The organism is Sphingobium sp. WTD-1 (assembly GCF_030128825.1).
Classification (GTDB): domain Bacteria; phylum Pseudomonadota; class Alphaproteobacteria; order Sphingomonadales; family Sphingomonadaceae; genus Sphingobium.
In genome coordinates, this window is the sequence record NZ_CP119128.1 from 312439 (window position 1) to 333584 (window position 21146).

General features: G+C 64.2%; 19 protein-coding genes and 1 pseudogene. 6 read left to right on the forward strand and 14 right to left on the reverse strand.

Features of this window, described 5'->3' with window-relative positions; genetic code table 11:
• Window positions 1-2: 2 nt before the first annotated feature.
• Entirely contained in the window at window positions 3-731 is a 729-nt protein-coding gene (locus tag N6H05_RS26660) for a Bax inhibitor-1/YccA family protein (RefSeq protein ID WP_075153432.1), read from the reverse strand.
• Window positions 715-945 carry a hypothetical protein gene (locus tag N6H05_RS26665; protein WP_047867073.1) on the reverse strand — a complete coding sequence of 77 codons (231 nt, stop codon included), beginning with the start codon at window positions 943-945 and terminating at the stop codon, window positions 715-717. Before N6H05_RS26665 ends, N6H05_RS26660 begins: the two co-directional genes overlap by 17 nt.
• A gap of 284 nt (window positions 946-1229) precedes the next feature.
• On the opposite strand from N6H05_RS26665, the gene groES reads away from it, so the two are divergent.
• Together groES and groL are read left to right on the forward strand one after the other, a co-directional pair.
• The gene (groES, locus tag N6H05_RS26670) at window positions 1230-1535 is read left to right on the forward strand and encodes a co-chaperone GroES (protein WP_007406608.1); all 306 of its coding nucleotides are present in this window, start codon (window positions 1230-1232) and stop codon (window positions 1533-1535) included.
• Between the two features lie 48 nt (window positions 1536-1583).
• Complete coding sequence (gene groL / locus N6H05_RS26675) at window positions 1584-3203, forward strand: chaperonin GroEL (protein WP_047867072.1); 1620 nt, start codon at window positions 1584-1586, stop codon at window positions 3201-3203.
• Between the two features lie 47 nt (window positions 3204-3250).
• Here the strand turns inward: groL and N6H05_RS26680 are convergent, their stop codons facing one another.
• The 6 genes and pseudogenes from N6H05_RS26680 to N6H05_RS26705 all read right to left on the reverse strand — a co-directional run bounded on the left by N6H05_RS26680 (window position 3251) and on the right by N6H05_RS26705 (window position 11818).
• Window positions 3251-5236, reverse strand: a complete 1986-nt coding sequence (locus N6H05_RS26680) for a hybrid sensor histidine kinase/response regulator (RefSeq protein WP_284114353.1) — start codon at window positions 5234-5236, stop codon at window positions 3251-3253.
• A pseudogene (locus N6H05_RS26685) lies at window positions 5236-6717 on the reverse strand (ATPase domain-containing protein). The gene N6H05_RS26680 and the pseudogene N6H05_RS26685 overlap by 1 nt, the downstream one beginning before the upstream one ends.
• A 461-nt stretch (window positions 6718-7178) precedes the next feature.
• A complete protein-coding gene (locus N6H05_RS26690) occupies window positions 7179-8651 on the reverse strand; it encodes a TniQ family protein (protein ID WP_284114354.1) in 1473 nt (490 codons plus the stop codon).
• Complete coding sequence (locus tag N6H05_RS26695; RefSeq protein ID WP_284114355.1) at window positions 8638-9540, reverse strand: TniB family NTP-binding protein; 903 nt, start codon at window positions 9538-9540, stop codon at window positions 8638-8640. Before N6H05_RS26695 ends, N6H05_RS26690 begins: the two co-directional genes overlap by 14 nt.
• Complete coding sequence (locus tag N6H05_RS26700; RefSeq protein ID WP_284114504.1) at window positions 9531-11132, reverse strand: TnsB C-terminal domain-containing protein; 1602 nt, start codon at window positions 11130-11132, stop codon at window positions 9531-9533. Before N6H05_RS26700 ends, N6H05_RS26695 begins: the two co-directional genes overlap by 10 nt.
• Window positions 11133-11194: 62 nt before the next feature.
• Window positions 11195-11818, reverse strand: a complete 624-nt coding sequence (locus N6H05_RS26705; protein WP_284114356.1) for a TnsA endonuclease N-terminal domain-containing protein — start codon at window positions 11816-11818, stop codon at window positions 11195-11197.
• Between the two features lie 233 nt (window positions 11819-12051).
• On the opposite strand from N6H05_RS26705, the gene N6H05_RS26710 reads away from it, so the two are divergent.
• The 4 genes from N6H05_RS26710 to N6H05_RS26725 all read left to right on the forward strand — a co-directional run bounded on the left by N6H05_RS26710 (window position 12052) and on the right by N6H05_RS26725 (window position 13659).
• Complete coding sequence (locus N6H05_RS26710) at window positions 12052-12285, forward strand: type II toxin-antitoxin system ParD family antitoxin (protein ID WP_047867069.1); 234 nt, start codon at window positions 12052-12054, stop codon at window positions 12283-12285.
• Window positions 12282-12638 carry a type II toxin-antitoxin system RelE/ParE family toxin gene (locus N6H05_RS26715; RefSeq protein WP_284114357.1) on the forward strand — a complete coding sequence of 119 codons (357 nt, stop codon included), beginning with the start codon at window positions 12282-12284 and terminating at the stop codon, window positions 12636-12638. The genes N6H05_RS26710 and N6H05_RS26715 overlap by 4 nt, the downstream gene beginning before the upstream one ends.
• Window positions 12639-12753: 115 nt before the next feature.
• Window positions 12754-13308, forward strand: coding sequence for a hypothetical protein (locus tag N6H05_RS26720; protein WP_170170720.1), 555 nt, complete (start codon window positions 12754-12756; stop codon window positions 13306-13308).
• A 147-nt stretch (window positions 13309-13455) separates the two neighbouring features.
• Window positions 13456-13659, forward strand: coding sequence for a hypothetical protein (locus N6H05_RS26725; protein WP_170170719.1), 204 nt, complete (start codon window positions 13456-13458; stop codon window positions 13657-13659).
• Window positions 13660-13667: 8 nt separating this feature from the next.
• On the opposite strand, the gene N6H05_RS26730 is transcribed toward N6H05_RS26725, so the two are convergent.
• From N6H05_RS26730 to N6H05_RS26755, 6 genes are all read right to left on the reverse strand, one after another.
• A complete protein-coding gene (locus N6H05_RS26730) occupies window positions 13668-16484 on the reverse strand; it encodes a conjugal transfer protein TraG N-terminal domain-containing protein (RefSeq protein ID WP_284114358.1) in 2817 nt (938 codons plus the stop codon).
• A gap of 23 nt (window positions 16485-16507) precedes the next feature.
• Entirely contained in the window at window positions 16508-17908 is a 1401-nt protein-coding gene (locus tag N6H05_RS26735) for a conjugal transfer protein TraH (RefSeq protein ID WP_197939374.1), read from the reverse strand.
• A gap of 65 nt (window positions 17909-17973) precedes the next feature.
• Window positions 17974-18798: a conjugal transfer protein TraF gene (locus tag N6H05_RS26740; RefSeq protein WP_194922091.1), complete on the reverse strand. Its 825-nt coding sequence runs from the start codon at window positions 18796-18798 to the stop codon at window positions 17974-17976.
• 2 nt (window positions 18799-18800) lie between these two features.
• The gene (locus N6H05_RS26745; protein ID WP_251652227.1) at window positions 18801-19037 is read right to left on the reverse strand and encodes a hypothetical protein; all 237 of its coding nucleotides are present in this window, start codon (window positions 19035-19037) and stop codon (window positions 18801-18803) included.
• Window positions 19018-19413 carry a hypothetical protein gene (locus tag N6H05_RS26750; protein ID WP_231726493.1) on the reverse strand — a complete coding sequence of 132 codons (396 nt, stop codon included), beginning with the start codon at window positions 19411-19413 and terminating at the stop codon, window positions 19018-19020. The genes N6H05_RS26745 and N6H05_RS26750 overlap by 20 nt, the downstream gene beginning before the upstream one ends.
• Before the next feature lie 24 nt (window positions 19414-19437).
• The gene (locus N6H05_RS26755; RefSeq protein ID WP_284114360.1) at window positions 19438-21117 is read right to left on the reverse strand and encodes a conjugal transfer protein TraN; all 1680 of its coding nucleotides are present in this window, start codon (window positions 21115-21117) and stop codon (window positions 19438-19440) included.
• Window positions 21118-21146 lie beyond the last annotated feature (29 nt).

Consider the following 21146-nt stretch of genomic DNA (forward strand, 5'->3'; position numbering starts at 1 on the left):
CGCTATGCTCGTTCACGCTCCCCCATGAGGTTGAGCAGGAGCTGGAACAGGTTTATGAGATCCAGATAAAGGGATAGCGCCCCCATCACCGCGAGCTTCTCAGCTGATTCTGTCCCCGCATAGGCGAAATATTGACTCTTCAAGCGCTGGCTATCCCAGGCGGTAAGGCCGGTGAAGACCAGCACGGCGATGATCGAGACGGCGAACTGCAGTCTGTCGGAGGCAAGGAACAGGTTGATAAGACTCGCGATGACGACCCCGAAAAGCCCTACCATGAGGAAGGTCGACCAGCGCGAAAGGTCGACATTGGTCGTATAGCCCCACAGGCACATCGTCGCGAACAGGGCGGCGGCCGAGAAGAACGCCAGCGCGATGCTGGTGCCGGTGAACACCAGGAAGACGCTGGCCAGCGACAGTCCCATGATGGCCGCGAATGAATAGAAAGCGATCCGCGCAGTGTTGGCGCTCATCTGCTCGACGCGGAAGGAGAAGAACAGGACAAAGGCGAGCGGCGCCAGAATCACGACCCATTTGAGGGGCGTGTTGAAGATCGGTTGATAGAGAGCTGGCGTGCTGGCGACGAGGAAGGCGACGAGCCCGGTAAGGACCAGTCCCAGGGCCATCGTGCGATAGATGCCAAGCATGTAACGGCGAAGACCGGCGTCGTAAGAGACCGCACGCCCCGAGGCGTCGTGCAAATCCGCGCCGGAGCTTTCAATTGGCGTGTTCATCTGCAAATCTCCAACGGATGGTGCAGCGATCGAGGAAGCATGTGCCGGTCCGGTCCTGCGCCTTCCTGACACGGTGCGGCAGCCGGTTGAAACGTACCGGTCTTTTGTAAAGCTCATCTGTAAAGCTCATCAGGCGCTGCACGGCGACCGCGCTCACGATCGGCAACCCGATCGCGCCACCCTGCCTCTGGAGCACTGAACCAAGCGAGATCATGGGCTGTCCGTCCCTGCCGACGTTTTCCTCTTCTCTTGGACGGTCCCGTAGCGAATCGGTCGCAATCGCCTGCTGATCTATATCACCTCGTCGCCGCATTTCCTGAGGCAATGTCTGACCGCGCGCCATGCGATTGTGCGCGCATCGGCATTCACATGGCTGAAGCGCCAGGAAGTGCGGGAAATGTCTTGATGGTCGAAATTCGCCTTCCTAGCTATGCCGAAAACGACCGTTCCCCGCGAACGGGAGGGTCGTCACATCATGATCTGCTTTGGAGGTAATGCATGCATTTCCGTCCCCTGCACGACCGTGTCGCCGTGCGTCGCATCGAAGCCGAGGAAAAGACGGCCGGCGGCATCATCATCCCGGATACTGCCAAGGAGAAGCCCCAGGAGGGCGAGGTCGTCGCCGTCGGGCCGGGCGCCCGCGACGAGACCGGCAAGCTGGTCGAGCTGTCCGTCAAGGCCGGCGACCGCGTCCTCTTCGGCAAATGGTCCGGCAGCGAGGTCAAGATCGACGGCGAGGAACTGCTCATCATGAAGGAGAGCGACATCCTCGGGATCGTCGAAACCGAAGCGTCGTCCAAATAGGGCGGCGCACCCACAGAAATCCACGCGAACATAGGAGGAAACGATACAATGGCTGCAAAGGAAGTCCGTTTCTCGACCGACGCGCGTGACCGCATGCTGCGGGGCGTGGACACGCTTGCAGACGCGGTCAAGGTGACGCTCGGGCCGAAGGGCCGCAACGTCGTGATCGACAAGAGCTTCGGCGCGCCGCGGATCACCAAGGACGGTGTCACGGTCGCCAAGGAGATCGAGCTCAAGGACAAGTTCGAGAACATGGGCGCGCAACTGATCCGAGAGGTCGCGTCCAAGACCAATGATCTCGCCGGCGACGGGACCACGACCGCGACCGTGCTCGCCCAGGCGATCGTCCGCGAGGGCGCCAAGGCGGTCGCCGCCGGCATGAACCCGATGGACCTGAAGCGCGGCATCGATCTCGCCGTCGGAGCCGTCGTCGACGATCTCAAGGCGCATGCGCGCCGGATCAGCGCGAACAGCGAAATCGCCCAGGTCGCCACGATCTCCGCAAACGGAGACACCGAGGTCGGCCAGATCCTTGCCGAGGCAATGGAAAAGGTCGGCAACGAAGGCGTCATCACCGTCGAGGAGGCAAAGAGCCTCGCGACCGAGCTCGAAGTCGTGGAGGGCATGCAGTTCGACCGCGGCTATCTCTCGCCCTATTTCATCACCAATCCCGAGAAGCTGCGGGTCGAGCTGGAAGATCCGTACATCCTGATCCACGAGAAGAAGCTCTCGAACCTGCAGGCGCTGGTGCCCCTGCTCGAAAAGGTAATCCAGTCGGGCCGCCCGCTGCTGATCATCGCGGAGGACGTCGAGGGCGACGCCCTGGCCACCCTGGTCGTCAACAAGCTGCGCGGCGGCCTCCAGGTCGCGGCCGTCAAGGCGCCGGGCTTCGGCGATCGGCGCAAGGCGATGCTCGAGGACATCGCCGTCCTCACCGGCGGCAATGTCGTCAGCGAGGACCTCGGCATCAAGCTCGAGAACGTCACCGTCAACATGCTCGGTCGCGCCAAGAAGGTGGTGATCGACAAGGACGACACGACGATCATCGATGGCGCCGGCCAGAAGTCGGACATCGACGGCCGCGCCGCCCAGATCCGCCAGCAGATCGAGACGACCACCTCCGATTATGATCGCGAGAAGCTGCAGGAGCGGCTCGCCAAGCTCGCCGGCGGCGTCGCGGTGATCCGTGTCGGCGGCGCCACCGAGGTCGAGGTGAAGGAGAAGAAGGACCGGGTGGACGATGCGCTTCACGCCACGCGCGCCGCGGTCGAGGAGGGCATCCTGCCCGGGGGCGGCATCCCGTTGCTGCGCGCGGTCAAGGCGCTGGAAAGCCTCTCCGCGGCCAACGACGACCAGAAAGCCGGCATCGAGATCGTCCGCCGCGCCCTGAAGGCGCCGGCACGCCAGATCGTCGACAATGCCGGCGAGGACGGCGCCTACGTGGTCGGGAAGCTCGGCGAGGGATCGGACTACAACTGGGGCTTCAACGCTGCCACAGGCGAGTATGAAGATCTCGTCCGGGCCGGCGTGATCGACCCGGCCAAGGTCGTGCGCACTGCGCTCCAGGATGCGGCGTCGGTCTCGGGATTGCTGATCACGACCGAGGCGCTCATCGCGGAGCTGCCGAAGGACGAAAAGCCGGCACCGGTTCCCGCTATGGACTATTAAGGATTGGGGGCCGCAAGGCCCCCATCCGAACACCGAGTACCTTTCGTCTAGGCGGAGTCACCGGTCGCGCTTTTCGCCGACCGGATCTCGGCCAGTTTCGCGGCCAGTTCGTCCTGCCGAAAGGGCTTCATGAGGCGCGGAAAGTCGGGAGTGATCTCGCTGCTCTCGGCATAGCCGGAGACGATCAGGACGGGCGTGCGCGCCCGCAGCGCGCGGCCGAGGGCCGCGCCCGACATCCCTGTCGTCAGATGATCGGTGACCACGACGCTCGGGTTCATGCCGCTTTTCACCAGCTCCAGCGCGTCCTCCGCGGATTTCGCCTCGGTCACCTCATAGCCGATCGCCGAGAGCATCTGGCTGACGCTCGCGCGGACGAGATCGTCATCGTCGACAAGGAGGGCGGTTCCCTCCTGGGGGAGCGTTCCCTCGACCTTTGGCGCCGCGCGCTGCGGGGTCTCCGTCGAGACGGGAAGGAGAATCTCCACCCGGGTCCCGGCATCGGGAGCGGTCGTGATCGTGAGGGTTCCGCCGATTTGCCGCGCAAGGCCATGCGCCATCGAAAGGCCAAGACCTGTTCCCTTGCCCGGCCCCTTTGTCGAAAAGAACGGCTCGACGGCTCGCGTGGCTGTCTCCTCATCCATGCCGATCCCGGTATCCGAGACCGCGAGGCTGATATAGCTGCCTGGGCTCAGGCCCTCGTCATTTTCCGCGCTGAAATGCCGCTCGGATGCCGAGATGCGGAGCGTGCCCCCTTCGGGCATCGCGTCCCTCGCATTCACGCAAAGGTTGAGGAGCGCCATTTCGACCTGGTTGTGATCGGCGCGCGCGGCAGGCAGCCCTTCCGGCACCTCGATCACCAAGCTGATTTTCGGCCCGATCGTCGATCCGACCAGTTCGGCCATGCCGCGTACCAGCGTGCCGATTTCGATCGCGCGGAGCTGCAACGGCTGCTGCCGCGCGAAGGCCAGGAGCCGCTGTACGAGCGCCCTCGCCCGCTCGGCCGACTGTATGGCACCCTCGATGAGGCGGCGCTGGCGCTCCGTGCCAAGTCCGCTGCGGCTCAGGATGTCCAACCCGCCCACGATCGGGGTCAGCAGGTTGTTGAAGTCGTGGGCGACGCCGCCGGTAAGCTGACCCATCGCCTCGAGCTTCTGCGCCTGCCGGAGCGCCTCCTCGGCACGCTTGCGGTCACTGATGTCGAGCGCTTCTACGATGAGCGCCAAGGTTTCGCCTTGCGGCCCCCGCATCGGTCGCATTCCCACGTCGAACGAGCGCGGGCCGATCGGAAGATGGATCGACAATTCTCTTTGCAAGGTTACGCCCGTTGCGACCCGCAAGACACCTGCCTTCACGACGTTGAGGAGATCGGGGGAATCCGCAAACCACGGTGTCTCCCATAGTGGCTTGCCGACCACATCCTTGAGCCGCGCCTCGATCCCCGCCAACGCAGTGGCGTTCGCGTCCAGGACGGTCCCATCGAGATCAATGAGCAGCTGATACTGGTTGTTGGTCTGGAAGATCGCCCGCATCCGCGCTTCGCCCAACGTTAGCTCGGCGGTCCGCTCCTCGACCTTGCGTTCGAGCAAGCCGGCTAGGCTTCGCAGTTCCTCAAGGTGCCCGCGTGCCTCATATTGCCGGCGGCGCCCGCGCAGCGCCGCTCGAGTCAGGCTGATGAGGGTAGTCGGATGAAAGGGGCGTTCGAGGAAGCTGACGTTTCCGAGCCGCTCCAGCAAGCGGGCAGCCTCGGGGTTGCGTTCGAGCCCGCTGCCTTGGTGCACGAGAAGCACGAACGGAAAGTCGGACCAATCGGGCTGGTCTGCGATCCATGCCTCGAGCGAGCCGGTGTCGGCACCGATCAGCGCCTCCGAGGTGACAATCGCTAGCCCTGCCCCCGCGCGGATCTCCTCGACCAGCCGTTCGACCGAGGGGCATTCGAGGGCGCGGATGCCGGCGTTCGCCAGAACGGTTGCGGCGACGTCTGCATCCCGGCCGAAAGGCGCGAGTATCAGCGCGCACTCGGAAACCTCGGGCATCAATGGCGTTCTTCGATCAGCTCAGGTGCATCCCCAAAGAGGCTGCGCACGCCACGCGCCATTCCCTGAAACGAGACCAGCGCTTCGCCGATCCGGACCCCGTCGGCGCCAATGCTATATTCGCGGATGGTGTCTTCATGCGCACCGGTTCGCTTCTTCACGACCGAAATCGCCCGGCGGAGACGGCCGCAGGTCTCGAAGTAGCGCAGCAAGATCACCGTGTCGGCGAGATAGGCGACATCGACGGGGGTTCGCGTATCGCCGACCAGCCCGTGCTGCGCGATGGTCACGAACGTCGTTGCGGCCTGGCGGTTCAGATACTGCAGCAGCTCGTGCATATGCAGCACCAAGGCGTTCTCGCCCGGCATCGCGGCCTGGTAACCATTAAGGCTATCCACCACCACCGTCCTCGCGCCATTCTCTTCGACGCATTTCCGGACCCGCGCTGAAAGCTCTCCGGGGGTCAGCTCGGCGGCGTCGATCTGCTCGACCTGCAAGGCACCGGCGTCCATCATCGCGATGATGTCGATTCCAAGCCCTCTTGCGCGTTCGGCAAGGAGCCCGACCTCCTCGTCGAACACGAACAACGCCGCCTACTCTCCTTTCTTCACGGCCGCGGCGACGAACGTCAGCACGAGCAGAGACTTCCCCGTTCCTGCAGGGCCCAGGATCAGCACGCTCGATCCACGCTCCAGACCACCCCCCGTCAGCGCGTCCAGTTCGGCGATCTCGGTCGTGACCTTGTCGCGCTCGAAGCTGGACCGGTGCTCGGCCGAGATCAGGCGCGGAAATACGCGGGCGCCGCCTCGTTCGATGACGAAGTCGTGATAGCCGCCGCGAAAGCCTCGCCCGCGATATTTGGCGACCCTGATCCGCCGGCGCTCCGGACCGAATTCTCTTGCGAGCTCCTCCAGGCAGACCACACCATGCGCAACGCTGTGAACGGTCTTGTCTTCGGTCTCCGTCGTCATGTCGTCGAGCATCAGCACGATCGTGCCCTGGCCCGCGAAATAGTGCTTCAACGCGAGGACCTGTCGCCGGTAGCGGAGCGAGCTCTGCGACAGCAGTCTTATTTCCGAGAGGCTGTCGAGGACCAGCCGGTCGGGCTTCGATCGCGTGAAGGCTTCGAATATTCTCCGGGTCGTCTCCACCAGCTCGAGGTCCGACAAGTAAAGCAAGCTTTGCTGCTGCTTCTCGTCAACGAGGCTATCGGGGGAGATCAACTCGACGATCTCGACGCCGTCGAGCGCCCACCCGTGCGCTGCGGCGGCGGCGCGCAACTCTTCCTCGCTTTCGGAGAGCGTCAGATACAGCACCTTCTCTCCGTTCCGGGCCCCTTCGAGCAGGAACTGCATCGCGACCGTGGTCTTGCCCGTTCCCGGCAGGCCCTCGAGCAGAAAGACTCTGCCGCGGCTCAACCCTCCACCGAGGATATCATCGAGGCCCGGCACTCCCGTTCCAGCAGGTTCTTCGCTATTCACCGTACAACTTGCCCCTTCGAACATGGGTTTCCCCGACCGTTCTGCGCGACCCGCACCGCCTAGCGATGGATCGCCGGGCAGGAGCGAGCCTCGTTGAACATGCCGACAAAGCACCCAGCGAAGCCTGGATTGCTGCCCCACGGCGCCCCGCCAGAAAGGGTGCCGGATCAGAGATGTAATCGTCCCTGAGCTATATCAGTCTGTCATGCAGGTGCCGGTCAGCCGCTACCCTGCTCGAGGAGCCTGGCGAGCTTTACCCGCCCGCCTGTTCCCCACTGAGCCGATCACCTCCCCCACAGCTTCTCGCCGCGAAGACAACCGCTCGTGGCACTTTACCCCGCCGGTAAAGTGCCACAACTGTTCATTCCCCCCGGGCCTCTGTCGGTGTGCCGTCATTCGCGAACTGGTTCCATCAACGTGAACCGGTGCCGTCATCGTGAACTGGTGGAGGCGAAGATCCGTCAGCTACCTTTGTGGCGAGGCTTGTTATTCAGGAGGAGTTGATAGGCAGCATTGGTCGTAATTCGCAGCCCGAACCGCGCCATGATCTCGCTGCGCGTATGTTCGCGCGACCATTTCAACGGTCCTCCGGAGGTTCGTTCCGTGGCGGTGAGCCAAGCCGCGATCTCATCGATCTGCACGGGCGTGAGGTCACATATTCGCAACGGCTTTTCGAGGACCGCCTCAACCCCATAGGCCATGCCGACCTCGAGCCATCGCTTGATCATATTGGTGCTGACCCGCACCGCGAACGCAGCTTCCTCGATCGCCCTGCCCTCGCTCAGCAAGGCCAGGGCGATAAGGCGGTCCTTGCGCGGCCACACGTTCTCCGCACGCGCGCGCCTTCGGAAGTCCGTGCCACCCTCGACCAGGCCGTGGAGCCAGAGACGCCAGTCCATCGTCCGGGATTGGTAGTTCAGAACATCGCGCATCCGCGTTCGCGCGCGCATCCGGGATGCCTCGCTCAGATCGTGAACCTGGCCGAGCAGGTCATCGACGCGCGGAGCGGCAAGAAGTTCGAGGGCGCGGCGCAACCGGACAGGCCAGTCCGCGATCATCCAGGCCATCAGGACCAGCGCGCCATAGTTGCCCTTCCAGTCGATCGTGAACCGGGCATCAGGCGCAAGCGAGAGGTCGCGGACCAACTCCGCAAGCAGTGTTTCGCGGGCATGGTCGCCGGCATCGATCCAGACCAGGCGCAGCACGAGGTCCACGATCACCGTGAACGTCTCCCACTGGATGATGCCCAGACCGGGGATCTCGCCGCTACCGCGACGTTTGACGCCGAGCATCGCAGCCTGAAGGTCGATGGCGCCATCGATCGCGGGCGGCCCATTGGCCCCGGCCAACAGTCCGCCGCATCGTTTACAGCGGTGCAGGTCAACCGGCTCCTTGTCGCGAAGCCACTGGGAGCTGAGCTTCCAGCGGCAATGAGGACAGCGCCGCATAAGAACGGTTCGATGCCGCGCGCAGACAGCCTGCCAACCGATCAGCCACTCGCGCCGGAGATAGGGTGTCTCGTCCTCTGCGAGACAGGCGGCGCAAGCGAACAGGGTCCGGGCTGCTCTCTCGCGCTGCTTCGGATAGATCATACGGATCGGGCTGAACCGCCGATCATTCTCATCGTTGCGAGCGGTCGACCAGCGCTCCAGCGTCATATCGTCGAACTGCTCGGGCGGAAGCCCGCTGATGGCCAGCAACACGCTGCGCTGGTCCGCCGAAGGACGCCGCCACCATTCGGGCTGGCGGACGCTGTCTATTCCGAACGCCTGCCGGGCGAACGCCAGCGGCGATTGGCCGGTCATCGCCGCCAGCCTGCACAGCCAGGACAAGAGGGCTTCGCCGGCGATCGGCGCTGTATAAACAGGCAGGGCGTAGTTCGGTGTGACGAGCTTTTCGTGGACCTCCGTCGCGTAGAGTTCAGATCTCCACACGTCGTCGGTCCGAGGGCGATGTGAACCGGGAGCGTTCAATGATGCGCGGCGTGATCGCCTCGGTGCCGGAAGATATGGCTTCAACCGCAGCTCGGATGACGATCGCGACGATCTCGCCGAGAACGCCCTCTGAACGGGTGAAGATCGTGCCCGCCAGAACCGGCCCGGCAAGGCCGGAGGGTTTGCGGAGCGGCAACAGGGCTTCCAGCGTGCTGAGCAGCCGCAGATATTCCGGCCCTTCGGTCCACAACGGCAATGGCACGGGCTCGAACCGATTGGCGAGCTGATCGTCGCTACGGATTGCGTGCAACGCCTCGGCCGTGCCGACGCCGACCAGCGGGATCTGCAACTCGTTACCGAGCCAACGGAGCAAGTTGAGCAGGCGGCGCTGCTGGGTGCGTGAGCCGGACAGGATATTGTGCAGTTCGTCGATGATGAGCATCCGCACGTCGGTCAGCCGCATCAGCCGCACCGCATCACTTTGCCGGGCCGCAAGATTGTCCCGCGGCCATTGGCCCATGCCCAGCTCTTCCAGGATCGCGCCGAAGAACCGGCGCTCATCCGGTCCCGAAGGCATCTGGATCTTCAGCACAGGCACGCAGGCCACGCCGTCATTCGTATCGGTCGCGGCTGACAGCGGGTGGCTCCGCCGGAACTTCTCGACGATCATCGTCTTGCCGTTGTTGGTTTGCCCGACGATGAGCAGGTTCGGCATCCGCGTCCGTTTCGGGAACGAGAGCACATCGTCGAGTGCCGCCAGGGCGGCTTCCGCCCGTGCATAGCCGATCCACCGATCCGTGCGAACGCGCCGTATCCGCGAGGCGGCATCCTCATCGGCCCATGCGCGGGCCGATGGATGAAGATGCGGGTATTCGGTGCTCAACCCCATTCCTCGAACGGCAGCATGTTCTCGTGGGGTTGCCTGCCATCCAGGGACTCGGCTTCGATAGAAGACTGAGCTGCGGACACCACCGGCGCGTTCGACCCGCCCTGGATGACGCGCAACCGCCGTTCCCGCTGGCGCCGCGCAGTCTTGCTCGCCCGCACCGCCTCGTCGGCGATGCCGCGCATGATCTCGATGGTGCGGAAGATTGCGGCCTCGTCGACCTGCGCGCGGCCGTCCTCACGCAGCCGTTTCAGCGCCAGGCGATGCTCCCACAAGCTGATCGGCGGACGACGCAGATCGCGGTAGCTAAGGTCGTAATAGGCCCCGTCGGGGCCGAGCAGATGGATGCGGCTGAGGTCGCGCGGATCATAGCGCACGATCATGCGCTCCGGGTGGCCGACCCAGGCCGCGAGCATATCGGCCCAGTAGTGGATCGAGTGCAGCGATACGCCCTCCCGGCGCACCAGGCGCCGTTCGATTGGGAGGAAGTCGATCAGGAAGCGGCGCGGATCGGCAACCGGCGTTGGTTCGCCCCGGCCAAGCGTGCGACCGTCGCCAGCGATACCGCGTTCCCAGGCCGCAACCGGCGTCATGCCTATCCCGCGATGCAGATCGCGATGATAGACGCCGGCGATCGCGTGACCGAGCCAGCGCTCCACCTCGTCCAGCGTCATCGCTGCACTTTTCTCGGGATTGAGATCGCCTTTCTCCCGGATATTCGAGAAGGTCGTTCCGGGCAGCAGATGGACCTTGCCCATCATCGTCCCGATCAGCCGTTCGATATGCCCGCCGTAGTGGGGCGTTCGCACCGGCCTATGGTCGATGGCGATACCATATTGCTCGCAGCCCCGTTTCAGCGCCTCGGACCGGAACTCCTTGGCATTGTCGAGATGCAGCCGCTCCGGCACGCCGCGCACCGGCCAGACCGCATCGATACCGCGCTCTGCCAGCCAGCTTTCCTTGCCGAGCGCGGCATGGGCGAGGCAAAGCGCAACCGACGTCGCCGACGGCGGCTCCAGCGAGAGATGGAAGCCGGCAACGCAGCGCGTGCAGACATCGATCGCAAGCGTCAGCCAAGGCCGCTGGATCGGCGCCCGCGTCTCGCTGTCGACGACGATCACGTCGACCAGCGTGTGATCGATCTGGATCAGCGACAACGGCCAGTGCGCTTCCAGCGATCCTATCGCCGGCGCGTAACGGTCGCGGGCCGCCTTGCGGCCCTCACGCTTGGCGACCACCTCTTGCGCCGGCCGCGCCCGCAACCGGGCAGTAACACCCTTGCGGCCAGGTGCTTCCAACCCTCGCGCGATGCAACGTCGCTGCACTTCCGCGACAAGATCGACGATCTTCGGCTTCTGTCGCGTGAGATACAGGCTGTCGATCACGTCGTTAATGATCGCCTCGACCTCGCTGTCGAGCTTGGAGTAGCCGAACGCCCGACCTCGCTTGCTCGGCAGCAGGCTCGTCAGCCGCGGGTCGGCCGTATAGCTGCGTATCAGGCTGTAAACATGCGTCGGCCCATATCCCAGTTCCGCTGCCGCGGCTTTAACCTCGGCCCGCGTTCGGTCGGAGCTTTCCGCAAGGCGCCGGATCACCGGCAAGCAACGGCGTGCCTCCTCCCACGCAGCTTCCGGAACCTTCGTAAGTTCCGGGGCAGTCACGCCGCCCTCACGGATGAGCCGGGAAGGATCGGTGCCGTCAGGTCGACGCTCAGAGCCCCACGCGCGATCAGGCGCCAGACCACGCCCAGCGCCACTTCGCGCGAAGCCGGTAGCGCATCGACCAGACCTATGAAGTCCATCTTCTCCGTCCGGGCCTTCGCTACCGCCAACTCGGCAAGTGCTGGATCGACAGGCGCGTTCCTGAGGGGAAGAAGCCTCTTCGCGGCTTCGAGCCTTGCGCTGCGGATGCCGCAATCGGTTGCGATCCGGAACCGCGCACCATGCTCCTGCGCCCACCGTCTAGCCGCAGCAAACGCCGGCCGCAGGTTCGACCAACTTGCGCGCAGGTCGGCACGATACTTGACCTCCACAAAGTCAGTGGAACCTGTGCTCCAGTCGACACGGAAGTCCGGTGTGTATCGCCGCGATTGTTCGCCCTGTCTGAACCGTATCGTCACCGGCTGCGCCGTTACCACTGCGCCGGGATCGGCGAAGCTCGCCAGCGTCACAAAATCCCGTTCTAGCGCACTCTCATGCTCCGCCACGCCCGTGTCCAGGGATTGCGAGCCGATCACATGCGATCGGCGACTGAGCGGGATGCGGCGCAGCTTGGCCTCCATTTGGGACGCGACTCCGTTCACATTGATGGCACATTTTTGGGGCAGTTCACAGAGATGGAACAAAGCCAATAGACTCAAATCATTGTTCCGACTCAGTTTCTGGATCGCGCCGATTCACGAAAGATGGAACACCGACAGCCTCGTTGGATCGGGGAAGTGTCGGAACGGTCGTCAGGAGACGTAGGACGGGCCCACCTTGTCAAATTTTGCCAAACCGCTTATCTATTGCGGCCATGAGCACGATGAACATCTCGCTGCCCGATACCCTGAAGGCTTTCGTGGACGAGCAGGTTGCCGGCCGCGGCTACGGCACGAGCAGCGAATATGTCCGCGAACTCATCCGCAAGGACCAGGACCGCCAGAGATTGCGCCGGCTGTTGCTCGACGGCGCTGAATCCACCCCGGGCGCCCCAGCAGACGACGACTATTTCGAAGGACTGCGCGTGCGGGCTCGCCGCACGGCATGACCATCAAGCGGGTCGTCCCCCGCGACCAGGCCCATCGCGACGTCGAGAGCGCTATCGACCACTATGCTCACGAGGCTGGGCCGGACATCGCGCTCGGCTTCGTGACCTCGCTCGAAGCAGCCTACCGCGCGATCGCGGAGCAACCGGGCATCGGCTCTCCGCGTTACGCGCACGAGCTGATGTTGCCGGGTCTGCGACATCGCCGTCTCGCCCGCTTTCTGTGGCTCGTCTTCTACGTCGAACGCGACGATCACATCGACATATGGCGCGTGCTCGACGCGCGACGCGACATCCCGACGTGGCTCGACGACCCCGACGGCCATGAGCCCACGCGCGAAGGTGCGGGCGGCTAGGCGCTTCTGGCGGCTGTGCCGGCTTGCGAGCCAGACACGCGACACCTCGATAAAAACGGACGCGCCGCGACAAGAGGGATTCACATGAGAATCGAGATGTGCTTGATTCGTTCTCATGTTCCAACCGGACTTCTTCGCCGCCGAAGGCAATGCGGAACGAGCAGCGCCGCAGGCCGCACCTGCGCTGGACCTGCCGGGCCTTCTGGATCGCTTGACGTCAGTCTGCGAGCGGCCCCGCTATAGCTTCATGGTACTCAATCTGATTGCACAGGCGAGCGCACAGAGCGGTTCGGCCGGCCCTTACGTCCGTGAAGGTGACCGTCTAGTGCCGGTGCGGGACTGGCTCTGCGATGCCCTGGTGCCCGTCGCCCGGCGCGACCCGCGCCGCCTTGCGATCGCCGACAAGGTACGAGCGGAGCTCGAGCAGCGCAATGAGCTCCCGTCCGACACGGCCGCCGCCCAACGGCTCATCGCGACGGAAGTCCAGAACCGGATCCGTCTCTCCGGCCGCACAAACGTGAGCCGAGCGGTCTCGGAGCTCGTCAGAGCAGGCTTCGTCCAGCGTCACTATCAGGGCTACCGCGTCGATCATCATAACCGCGGTGCCCAGCGCCAAGCCGTCTACACGATCACTGACGAGGTGCGGCGCGCGCTCCATCCGCAATCATGAGTTTGCCGAGGAATGACCGGGCGGGCGGCTGACGTGGGCCGTCAACACGGTCGGTCCGTCCGGAGCCGCCGCCTAGCCATCAGCCGTAATCTCCATTGCTTGTGATCAAACCTCGAACGCTCTATGTTGGACAGGTTCGGAGGTTTTATGCTCAAGCTGGACACCGCGACATACTTGATCACCCAGGATAACTCTGCGGGTCCGATCATTCAGTACGTCGACGACGGGTTTGAGCCTCACGGTCCCGTCATGGACGCGGATGGCAATGTCAGCAGAGCCAGCGCGTTTGCCTATCTGGTCGCCTATGCGCTTCTTGCTGGCGTTATCGGGTACTTCTTTCTAGCGCTTTAGCACCGCGATTACTCCCGCAACTTCGGATCATTGAAGAAGCCGCGGTTGTGGTCGCGGTGGACTTCCTGCTGTACGCCTACCGAACCCTCCACAGCGTTGGTCCGAGAAGCTTGAGCCGCACCACGATCGCTCTCAAGTTGACCCCCACCGGCCTCGATAATCGCCTGAGCCGCGCGAGGATCGCCGCCCCCAGGACCGGAGGGAATGCCAGATACGCCATGTGGGCGATACGAGCTCACGACATCCGCCGAACTGTCGATGTTCGGCCTGCTCACCTCAACTAAGTCGGGCTCTTGAAGCTTGCCGGCGATCTCCTCGCGGATGTCATCCTGCTTCTCGCGCATCCAGCGAGTGACCATCTCCTGCCGAACCGCACGCTGGTGGTTGCTGAGGTCGGTCGCCCACAGCTCCGGAGCATCTAGACCCGGGTTCGAAGCCTGCTGCGCCCGGTACCACTGCGCCAGATCCTGACTCATGTTCTCGCTTAGCTGCATGCCGTGCGTTTCGGCGTAGCTGGCGTCGCGGGAAAGCTGCTGCGATAGTTCCTCGAGCTGCCGAGCGGTCTCCGTGTACGAGCGGGCGCGCGTCAGCGCCTGCTCGTGGGTGAGGGAGGAACTGGACGTAGTCGAGGCGCGGCTGAACACGCCCGAGCGATCATAGGTGCCATCGGATGACGTTGCGCCCGAGCCGTTGGAGTGTTCGTCCCGGACCCCGCTGCTTGCGGTGCTGGAACTATCAGACGAGCGAGTATCCGTCGTTCCATGCCGCAAGGTGTCCTGCTGCTGACCTTGCGTCGTGACAGTGCCGCCCACTCCCGGCAACCGACCGACGACTCTACCGATACCGGTTCGCCCGCCGCCTGTGCCTTGCTGACTACCGCCCAATCCTGCCGATAGCGAGCCCGAAACCTGATCGATAGTACCTGCCGATCGGTCGTGGCCATTCGACACCGTCAGGCTCTGACCTGTTGACGACCGATCCTCCAACCCTTGCGAGCTGCTGCCGGTTGTTCGATCGAACTGCTCAACAGACGTGTTCGACGAGCGGCCGCTGCTCGAGTCCCAGCCTGACGAGCGCTCGCTGGACGTCCCGTGCGCACTCCGATCAGTCTTGGTCCAGGTGAGCATCTCCTGAGCCGCATTGTCGTAGGCTTGCGATTGACGGTGCGCCTCGCTCGCCATCTCCCGCCATTCCGCGACGGTGCCGGTTGTCACGGTCGGGGTGAATGAGAGCCGCGAGATCGCGCCACCGGTGTCGAACACTTCCTGGCCATTGCCGAAGCCGCTGATTACGGCGCCGTTGTCCTGGCGCCAGCCGACGCTCGCCGCGCCACCCATGAAGCTCGGCGCCGTCTGCCACTGGTCGGCCTGCCGCATGTTCGAGGTCGAGTTCGCCCAACTTACATTTCCGTAGGAGTAGTTGCCGGTGGTCTGCTCCAGCGCAGCAGCTTCCGCGGCATTCTGCGCCGGCGCCAGCATCGACGTCGCCTGCCCCGCGATCGACATCGCGCCCCGTGCGAGCCCGCCCGCCAGAAACGGTATGCTCATCAGCATGAAGCCGGCGATCGTCGCCGTTTCGCCGTTCACCGCGCCGATGCCGGCATAGCTTCCGAGCGACATCCCTCCTGCGGCGACGCCGTTCGAGGCTGCCTCGGCCCGGGTCATGCAGATCATGTGGAGGATCACGTAGAGCGGTCCCCAGGACGCCAGATAGAAGAACCCCATCGCGTAGCCCTTCAACGAACTCAGCCCGGTCTGCGGGAGCAGGAAGAGCGGGAAGATCACAGGGAACATCGCGAAGAACACGACAGTCAGGACAATGTTCAGGATCGGCACCCACGCCATCGCCTGCTGCGCGATCGAATTGTAGGTATTGCGGGCCTGAATGTCCGCGCGGGTCTGTGCGAAGGTGTCGATCGACGCCGCCCCGCTTCCGCCGGCCATCGAATTTCGCGCCTGCATGAAGGCGTTGATGGCGGTGTTCTGCCTCATGACGCCGGTGAAATCGTTGCCCGAGCCTGTGAAGGCCGCATTCACGATCGGGACGTCGTGCTTGAGCTTCGCCGCGGCGACAGCATTGCTGAGCTTGGGATAGACCTCTTTTGCCCAAGGCTCCGCGTTCGCCTCGATCATGCTCGCCCATTGGCCGTTCAGCGTGTCATAGGCCTGGCGACACGTGACAATGAAGTTCTGGACCGAGCCGTCGCCTTGCCTCTCCAGCCACTCCTGCGACCGCGCTTCCGAGCCCGGCCCGATCGCCGCCCACAGGTCCGGCGCCTTCGCAAGGTTGGTGAGCGACTTCTGGTAGAGCATCACGTCGCCGAACAGGCAGTTCTTGAAGTGGTTCTCGAGGTTGGTCGAGAATTCCGCGTCGCGGATGGTGAAGTTGCGCGTCGCGTCGAATAGCCGGGCGCCGTACACCATGCCGTTCGTAGTGTAGTTGAGCTCTCCGGGCATGACGAAGACGGTCTCGGCCGTCCGGGTGAGCCAGTCGCCGATTTGGGTGGTGAAGCTCGCGAGGACCCCCAGGCCGAGAGGTACATTCGCCACCGTCGCGGGCGACAGGCTCGGATTGAGGCGGTCGGTCACCTTCACGTCGATCGTCGGGACCATGAGGCACAGGTAGATGCCCGTCGCCTGAAGGAACCAGTTCAACCACGCGCGGAAGTTGAGGGTGAAGGCGACGACGAGCAGCGAATAGATCAGCCCCATCACCATCACGACCCGCAGGAGAGAGCGATAGCCCCCTCCCCCCGCCCACGCGGCGACCGCGTTGAAGGTGTTGACGAGATACTCGCCCCCGCCGACCGTGTAGACCTCGAGCACGCCGCTACCTCCCTGTTGCGCGCCTAGAGCAAGCCCTGCGCGTTCAATCCCCGCGAGAAGTTCAGCGCTGAGGACATGCCGGGCGTCATTGTGTTCTGCAGCGTCGATTCGAGCATGATGCTCCGGTTGATGATCTGCATCGTCACCTGGAGCTTGTTGCTGAGCTTCACGTCCCGCTGCGCGAACTTGGCGCGGGTCGCCGCGATCTGCTGGCGCCACTGCGAGGCCGTCTCCTGGTCCGCGGTCTGGTAGAAGACCTTCGCCTGCTCCACCCTGTCGAGCATGTTGTCGAGCATGGCGTTCAGCAGATCGACCGCGACGATTTCAGAGAGCGTCTGAATCTCGCCGTCGGTGAGCGCGTAGTGGGCGTAGGCCTGAACCGCGAGGATCTTGTAGATCGGAACCGTCGCCATGTTCAGCAGCTGCTTCTCGGCTGCGTCAAGCGCGCTGTCGCTGCGAATCTTGGAGCTCATGCTCTTGATCATCGTCGCGATCCGGGGCCGAAGCGCGCTCGACGCAGGCACGTTCAGGGTCTGGTCGGAGACATCGGTGCACGGGTCGTTGTTGCACTTCAGGATTTTCACTGCCGGCGCGTTCGCGGTGCCGTCGAGCAATGCCGTCACGACCGCCTCCTCGGCCGGTCCGTAGATCACCACCTTCGGGCCATGCTCGCTGCCCGACGGAGGAGTCGTGACGATCGTCCCAACCAGCGTCATCACATATTCGGAGAAGGCCTGGTCGAACGCTCCGAACTTCGACGACTTCTTCAGCGCCTCCCACGTATAATTGTGCGGGTCGCCGATGATCTGCTCCTTCATCGCCGGGTCGGTGTTGCCGGCGAGCGTCGCGTCCCTCTGGCCCCCGTTGTTGCAGCCTTGGCGGGACGCGGCCCAGTCCGAGAAGACGCCCTGGCTGTTGCCGACAGCCTCGCAGATGGTCGATCGGGTGGTTTCCATCTGCGGCCAGATCCCGCCCACCAGCGCCTGCGCGGTCTCGCAGCTCGAGATGTTCATCTGGTTGAGGAGCTGAGCCTTCTGGCTGAACTCGTCCATGACCTTGCCAATCTCGGGCGAGACGCTGTCGATCGCCAGCTTGAAGGCGAAGCCGAGCGCGTTGTTCGCCGTCGCCTTCAGCATCGCGACGATCTCGCTCGCGTTGATGAAGCTGAAGGAGCCGGAGAACAGGTCGATACCCCCGCATCCCGCCCGCGCGCTTGGGAGCTGCAGGTTGAACGGCGACACGCTCTTCTGCGGGAAGCGCGTCCAGACGTTGCCGAGCGAGTAGTAGCCGGCCGACTGCCCTTGGAACGCCGTTGGCCCGGTGACGTTCGCCGCGCCGCCGGCGTCGTTGAAGAACCCGTTCATCTCCGAGGCGACGTCCGCCCGCGCGACACCGATGAGCGCGAAATGCGAGGCGGCGGCCACCGTCAGGGCGGCGCCGGCGCGGTGAGCCAGCCTTCTCAGCCGGCCCTTCTGCCGTTGAATGGACATCAGTAGTCGCTCCCGACCTTGGTGTTGGTGAGCATGAAGATGCGATCCATGATCTCATCGGCGCTGAGGATGCCGTAGCCGACGGGGATGGTGCGCTTCGTCGCGGTATCGAACAGGACGAGTGCCGGCGTCTCGTTGCCGGGTATCCCCATCCGCGCGCGCTGGCCGGAGTCGACCACATAGTTGGGGAAGTCGCGGCTCGGGCCGCCGTCCATCGAGACGGCCATCACCGCCATGCGGTGACTATCCGCGACCGATCGCAGGATCGGCGAGAAGACCTCGCACGCGCCGCAGCTCTGCGCGTAGAAGTAGAACAGACCGTAGCGCTGACCGAGGTTGGTCAGGACCTGGTCGCGGTCGGCCTTCCGGTTGTCGAGCCAAGCGCGCTTGGCTACCGTGTTGACCGGCCGCTGCAGCGTGTAGTCGATGTCCGGGTTCTGCCAGAGCGCGCGCTGCCAGGTGTCCGAGAAGGTCGAGGCGCGGTCCAGCTGCTCGCGCTGGAAACGGACATAGGCAATGACATTCTCTTCCGACGGATCGAGGATCGCCCGCGCCTTCAGCTCATCCAGCTGGCGCGTGATAGCGGCGAGGCGGTCCGCCGCGCTCTGCTCAGGAACCTGCGGCTGTGCCTTCGCGCTCTCGGGCGGTTTCGGCTTGGTGCAGTAGAACCATTGCCCCAGCCTGCGCTCGCCGCAGTAGAAATCGTCGCCGCGGTCGGACGCCTCGACGCTGTCGTCCCGGCGCTCGGCGTCCTGCGCCCGCAGCGGCGCCGCCAGGGGCGCGACCGCCAGCAGGAGCATCGCCAGCTTCGCGATCTTGGACATGCTCATCGTCCTTCCTTCTGATTGGCCGCACCGTCCGGGGATGGCGCGGGGTGGATGAGCGGTGCGGTGAGCGGCGCCTTCCACAGCGCGAGGTCGAGGCAGCAGTCGAAGGCGGAGGTGATGGTTGCGTGGCGACTGCACGGTGAGGCGGGCGCGGACATAGGCGCTGCAGGCGCTGGCAGGCCGACGCCGGCGAGCAGCACCGCCAAGATCGCCGGCTCAAAGATCGCGAATGCCATGGTCCAGTTCTCCTTTCGACAAGCGCAGCACGGACATCATCAGAGCGACATCGATCAGCCGCGTCCCATGGTCGAGCATCCGCACCATGCCGCTCATCAGCGGTCGCGCCGCACGGCGGCCTTCCTCGGTTGCGCAAAGGCCATGGCCTTTTTCCGCGACCCATCGATTGGCCAGCATGTGCTCGATCGGCGCGGCTGCGGCCGGCGGGTCGACCACGCATTCGAACCAGCCGCCGATCACCTTGCAGATGTCCTCCACGCGCCGCGGCTGCCCGGCGCGATACAGGCACATGAAAATCGCCAGCTCGAACACGGTCATCTTCCAGTCACACCCTGGAGCGCCGGCAGAGAGCAGGTCATTCGCCGTGGCCGTCATCTCGATCCCCTGGCTCGTGGCTGGTCATGGCTTGCCTCCATGCAGGTCGTAGTAGTTCTGAATCTTCGACTGGATCTCGGTCATCGTCTGGACCTCGTCCGGCAGCTTGGCCGCGTCGAGGAAGTCGGCGTAGACTTCCGTGAAGTCCATTTTCGAGAGATCGAGCCGCTGGAACTCGGCAATGCTGAAGCCCTTGCACTGCTCGTTCTTGGGCTTGCCCCAAGGTTTGTTCAGCTGGACGCGGCCCTGCTCCTGAAGGACACGGCTCAGCTTGCTTTCGAAGCAGCAGTAGGCAGTCTTCTTCGTCTTGCAGATGCCGAGGAAGCTGGACGAGCACCAGGTTCCGACCTTGTGGCAGAACCCCATGCGGTCCTTGATGTCGAGCTTCATCTCGTCCTGTGAGCAGGCGAACAGTGCGAGGAACGGGGTCGCGAGCGCGGCGATCGCGACGGGCCCGCCGGCGAGCGCCGCGCCGCCTGCGGCGACCGTCAGCGCGCCGGATACCTTGCCCGCGCAGCAGTTGATGAGGCCGAAGACCGGCTTGTGGCAGGTGTCCCGCGTTCCCGAGAAGACGGTTAGGTTGTTCGGGTCGAAGCCCTTTGAAGCGTCGTCGATCGCGTGCAACGCGACCAAGGCGTCCTTGAACTCGGTCGAGGCTTCGCGGGTAATCGGCTCGCAGTCCCCGTTGATGCAGTAGACATCGTCACCACAGATGTACTGCGGTGCGTTTGAGGTCGGGGTGTCCGGTGTCGGGCAACGATAGACCTTCTCCTTGACCTTGCACGCACCCTGCTGCGGGTCGTCCAGGCAGTCCTCGCGCAGAAACGTGCACTGTCGGTTCGCGTCGAGATCGCCGCAGTCGTTCCCTGCGCTCATGACATTGCAGGTGAAGTCGCGCTTCCACGCCCAACAGGCCTGCGTTACCGGCACGCCGTCGATGATCCGGGTCTCAGGTCCTTCGGTGCAGACCTCGCCGGCCCCAGCAGCGGTGCACATCGCATCGGCTGCCATTTCGGCGCAGCCGTCGACCCGCTTCACCGTCACGCTGGTCTGGACGGTCTTCTCGTGCCAGCCCTCGCCAGTGATGGGGCTCGGCAAGAGGGCGATATCCCTCAGGTTCTGCGAGCAGACATATTCCGTCGCATAGTAGTCGTCGCAGAACTTGTTGGTGGACACGCCGTAAATCCGGTGCGCCGCGCAGGCCTGCATGGCCACGCCCGTGGGCTTGCAGGTTCCGGCCGCGACGTGCGGCGCCATCGAGGAATAGCGTGCGAACGGCGTACCGTAGGCGCTGTCGGGAACGACGAAATACTTGTACGCATCGATTTTCGTGATCTCAGGCGCCATCCTTATGGAACAGGACCTCGGCACTTCGTCGAGCTTCGTTCCCTGGTTGCACGCCGCCTCGTAGTATCCTCCCGCGCCGGAACCTGGCGGCAGCGGTTGGCACTGGCCAGTGGTCGAGCCGATATTCTCATCGGCGAGGTAGGCCGACGGATCGTTCTCGATCGACGTTGCGCGCGACGTCGTCGCAAGGATCTCCGCGTTGCTGAAGGCGGGCCGCGTGCGGTCCGCATCGGTGACGGTCCGGTAGGACTCGTTGGTCGACCGCTGGGCCGTCCCCGCCGCGATGAGCGCATCCTGTTGATTGCCACTGAGATGTGACCCGGGGGCGCTATAAGTTTCCACTGAGAATTGACCCATGTTTCCCTCCCCTCCGGCTGTCAGTCGGA

Bases quoted from the DNA above. Each gene is read 5' to 3' on its own strand.
- N6H05_RS26660 (WP_075153432.1), bottom strand. From the start codon at position 731: ATGAACACGCCAATTGAAAGCTCCGGCGCGGATTTGCACGACGCCTCG.
- N6H05_RS26665 (WP_047867073.1), bottom strand. From the start codon at position 945: ATGATCTCGCTTGGTTCAGTGCTCCAGAGGCAGGGTGGCGCGATCGGG.
- groES (WP_007406608.1), top strand. From the start codon at position 1,230: ATGCATTTCCGTCCCCTGCACGACCGTGTCGCCGTGCGTCGCATCGAA.
- groL (WP_047867072.1), top strand. From the start codon at position 1,584: ATGGCTGCAAAGGAAGTCCGTTTCTCGACCGACGCGCGTGACCGCATG.
- N6H05_RS26680 (WP_284114353.1), bottom strand. From the start codon at position 5,236: ATGCCCGAGGTTTCCGAGTGCGCGCTGATACTCGCGCCTTTCGGCCGG.
- N6H05_RS26695 (WP_284114355.1), bottom strand. From the start codon at position 9,540: ATGGGGTTGAGCACCGAATACCCGCATCTTCATCCATCGGCCCGCGCA.
- N6H05_RS26705 (WP_284114356.1), bottom strand. From the start codon at position 11,818: ATGGAGGCCAAGCTGCGCCGCATCCCGCTCAGTCGCCGATCGCATGTG.
- N6H05_RS26710 (WP_047867069.1), top strand. From the start codon at position 12,052: ATGAGCACGATGAACATCTCGCTGCCCGATACCCTGAAGGCTTTCGTG.
- N6H05_RS26715 (WP_284114357.1), top strand. From the start codon at position 12,282: ATGACCATCAAGCGGGTCGTCCCCCGCGACCAGGCCCATCGCGACGTC.
- N6H05_RS26720 (WP_170170720.1), top strand. From the start codon at position 12,754: ATGTTCCAACCGGACTTCTTCGCCGCCGAAGGCAATGCGGAACGAGCA.
- N6H05_RS26725 (WP_170170719.1), top strand. From the start codon at position 13,456: ATGCTCAAGCTGGACACCGCGACATACTTGATCACCCAGGATAACTCT.
- N6H05_RS26740 (WP_194922091.1), bottom strand. From the start codon at position 18,798: ATGTCCAAGATCGCGAAGCTGGCGATGCTCCTGCTGGCGGTCGCGCCC.
- N6H05_RS26745 (WP_251652227.1), bottom strand. From the start codon at position 19,037: ATGGCATTCGCGATCTTTGAGCCGGCGATCTTGGCGGTGCTGCTCGCC.
- N6H05_RS26750 (WP_231726493.1), bottom strand. From the start codon at position 19,413: ATGACGGCCACGGCGAATGACCTGCTCTCTGCCGGCGCTCCAGGGTGT.
- N6H05_RS26755 (WP_284114360.1), bottom strand. From the start codon at position 21,117: ATGGGTCAATTCTCAGTGGAAACTTATAGCGCCCCCGGGTCACATCTC.